A 3259-nucleotide genomic window follows, 5' to 3' on the forward strand; every position below is an offset into this window, starting at 1 on the left:
GCATCGCTCCACCCCTGGATACCGTAAACCCCGACTTCAGGGACATCGCTTTCCTGGTGGAAGATGCCCGACATGCCCGTAAACTGGGCTTCCAGGGCAAACTGGTGATCCACCCCGCCCAGGTGGCACCTGTCAACGAAGTTTTTACCCCCGACGCTGAAGAAATCTCCTGGGCCGAGAAGGTGGTAGAAGCTTTTGACCGGGCCCGGACCGCCGGCAGCGGTGTGATTCAGGTGGACGGGAAAATGGTGGAGCTGCCCATCGTGCGCCGGGCGGAACAATTGCTGGCCGCCGCCCGACGCCTGGGGATCTCAAAATGAATAGAAAACAATTCACGGGAGAAATTAATGATAATAGATGATAGTGGGTTTTGAAACCTGCAGGAGCGAAAGGCGGGATGGCAGCATGCCGGCCGGGGACAGAACACCGGAAGTGAAAAGGGCCCAAAAAAAGGAACCCCGGTTTGCTCCGGGGAATGAAGACCTTCTGGAAGAACCGGCCACCCCGGAAGAAAAAAAACGGGGGGAATTCACCAGGGTAACTACCCTTTCATTTGATGAAGTCAACCCGAGTTGAGGCAACTTCAAAAGGACCAACATGAGCCTCCAGTCCTCCTGCTGGCAGATAAGTAATGGGCGCCCGGGCTATTCGCTTTATGTTCGACTGCTCATCGACAGTGGCTGCGCTTCCTGCTAGCCGCTATTCACTTCTCCGGTGGACCCGGGCGACCCGGTTCACCCCCGGAGCAATGCGCTCGACCTGCTGTATGATGGTATTATGCTCGGCACATCTCCGGCCGGACCAAAGATAAGGCTACCTGTAGGACAAGCGGCAACACATGCAGGTTTAAGCCCTGCATCAATACGGTCTTTGCAATAATCGCATTTTACGGCCCTGCCTTTCCTGGCATCCCACTGGGGCGCCCCCCACGGACAGGCCATGATGCAGCTCTTGCATCCCACACACAACTCCTGGTCAATAAACACAATACCGTCAATAGCACGTTTTTGTATGGCCCCGGTGGAACAGACCGGTATGCACCAGGGTTCCTCACAATGAAAACAAGCAATAAAACTGGGCTCACCATTTATCCGAATCTCACCTGCTGCCACTACCTGGTTTGGCTTAGGTCCCACCTCGAAAAGGCCTTTGTTGACCTTGCATTGTACCTCACAACTACGGCAGGAAATGCACTTACTTTCGTCCTGGTAGAGGTAATACTTGCTCATTTACTCAACCCCCTCAACATTAGCCGGTCTCACGGTCACATAGATATGCTGTAACGCCGGGCTACCACCCACAGGGTCGGTAATGTTTTCCTGCAACATGGTATCCATGGCACCCTTGCCGTAACACCTGGTCTGAACAGGCACTTTATGCCCAAATCCGTGGAGCATAAAAACTGCTTCCGGATGGATGAGATCGGTAACATAAGCACGGATGGTATCCCGGCCCCGGGATGAAATAACCTCTACCAGCTGTCCATCTTTGATACCCAGTTCTTCTGCCCGACGAGTATTGATCCAGAGGACGTTCTCAGACACAAGCTCGTTGAGAAGTGGGATATTTTGCGTCGAGACATGAGTATGGGCCGCAGTCCTGCCTATCATCAGGCGGAAATATCCTTCCGGCGGCGCAGGAACAGGTTCATAGGCCGGGAAGGAAGAAAAACCGTTTTTCTCCAGCAGGCTGGACACAAATTCAATTTTACCCGAAGGAGTCTTCAATTTGATTCCATCTTTACGGTCCCAGTAAATGGGCTCTTCACTCAGGGAAACGAATCCTTTTTCTGCAAAGTCACTGATGTTGATACCGGTCCCCTTTAGCTGGTAAACCCACAGTTCTTCCAGCGTCTGATAGGGGAAGTACCGGCCGATACCCAGCCGGTCGGCTAAAGACTTCATGATTTCCCACCCCGGCCTGGTGTCGTAGCGGGGCGACACGGCAGGCCTGCGCAGGTACCACGCGGGTTTTAAGCCGTTTACCTCCTGTATGGAGTCTCCCCTTTCCAGGTAGATTGATTCGGGAAGGATGACATCCGAATACCAGGCAGTTTCACTGAACTGGATATCTATGGTAACGACGAAGTCGAGCTTCTCCAGAGCACGCCTGTTGTTTTCGTAATCAGGTATGGAAAGCAGGGGGTTGAAGCGCCAGACTATCAATGCTTTCACGGGGTAGGGGTCTTCCTCCAGGATAGCTTTGGGCAGCATCTGAACCACCCCGTGGGCCGGGTCGGGCAAGGGCAGCCTGGAAGTGCCCACGCCGTCGCATCTCTCTACGGTTACCCCGGGCAGGTCCTGGTCGGTTAGTTTGTTGAGGGGTTTCTTGCCTGCATCCCGGGCACCCTTCTTGAAGAAGAGACCTCCGGGAGCTTCTATGCTGCCCATGAGGGCATTCAACATAATGATGGACCTTCTGAAATAGATTTCGTTGAGGTAGTGGGAGCAACGATACCCGTAGTGGAATATGACCGCCGGTTTGGCCTCGCTGGCCTCACGGGCCAGAGAAACAATTTCGTAAGCGGGAATACCGGTTTCCTTTTCTGCCCATTCGGGAGTGTAAGGTTCAATAAACGCCTGCAATTCCTTTAAACCGAGAACCCACCGGTCGACGTATTCTTTATCGTACAGGCCTTCTTTTAAAATAACGTGCATCAAGGCGTAGTTCAGAGCCAGGTCCGTCCCGGGGCGGATCATCAAGTATTTGTGGGCTTTGGTAGCCGTAACGGTAACTCTCGGGTCGATATAAGTGAGCCTGGTCCCGTTTTCAATGGCCTTCATTAACTGCTTGACCTGCTTGAGTTCTAAAGATTCAAAAATGTTACGCCCGTAAAGAATGACGTGCTTGGCTTTGCCCAGGTCCACGCCTACCTGCGCATCAGTATAGCCGGTCAGGGTCCGGAAGGCGGTATTCAGGGAGCCCTTGCAGCAGGAATCGTGGGTGAAGTAGTTGGGAGATCCCAGCGCCTTCATAAAGGTTTTACTGATGTGAGAGTTGAGATGCGACCTTTCAGTCAAGGCGATGCTGCGTGAGCCGTATTTTTCTTTGACCTCGGCCAGTTTGGCCGCCACGTAATCCAGCGCTTCCTCCCAGGATGCCTCCCGCCATTGCCCGGAACCTCTGGGGCCGGTACGGATCAAGGGCTTTTTCAATCTTTCGTCGTCGTTTAAAAGACTTACCCCGGCTGCCCCTTTCGGGCAGATACTACCTTCAATGCCGGCAACGTGAGGGTTTCCTTCGATCAGCTTGACATCAT

General features: G+C 53.4%; 4 protein-coding genes. 2 read left to right on the forward strand and 2 right to left on the reverse strand.

Annotation, left to right across the window (positions count from 1 at the left end):
* Window positions 1-320, forward strand: a 320-nt coding sequence (locus ACPLUI_RS12910; protein WP_424660662.1) for an HpcH/HpaI aldolase/citrate lyase family protein, incomplete at its 5' end; no start/stop codon positions are given.
* 43 nt (window positions 321-363) lie between these two features.
* A complete protein-coding gene (locus tag ACPLUI_RS12915; RefSeq protein ID WP_424660663.1) occupies window positions 364-576 on the forward strand; it encodes a hypothetical protein in 213 nt (70 codons plus the stop codon).
* A 158-nt stretch (window positions 577-734) separates the two neighbouring features.
* On the opposite strand, the gene ACPLUI_RS12920 is transcribed toward ACPLUI_RS12915, so the two are convergent.
* Together ACPLUI_RS12920 and ACPLUI_RS12925 are read right to left on the reverse strand one after the other, a co-directional pair.
* Window positions 735-1229, reverse strand: coding sequence for a 4Fe-4S dicluster domain-containing protein (locus tag ACPLUI_RS12920; protein WP_424660664.1), 495 nt, complete (start codon window positions 1227-1229; stop codon window positions 735-737).
* Window positions 1230-3259: molybdopterin-dependent oxidoreductase (locus ACPLUI_RS12925; protein ID WP_424660665.1), on the reverse strand; the 2030-nt coding region annotated here is incomplete at its 5' end. It abuts the gene before it with no gap.

The organism is Desulfofundulus sp. (assembly GCF_049701015.1).
Classification (GTDB): Bacteria; Bacillota; Desulfotomaculia; order Desulfotomaculales; family Desulfovirgulaceae; genus Desulfofundulus.

Bases quoted from the DNA above. Each gene is read 5' to 3' on its own strand.
- ACPLUI_RS12920 (WP_424660664.1), bottom strand. From the start codon at position 1,229: ATGAGCAAGTATTACCTCTACCAGGACGAAAGTAAGTGCATTTCCTGC.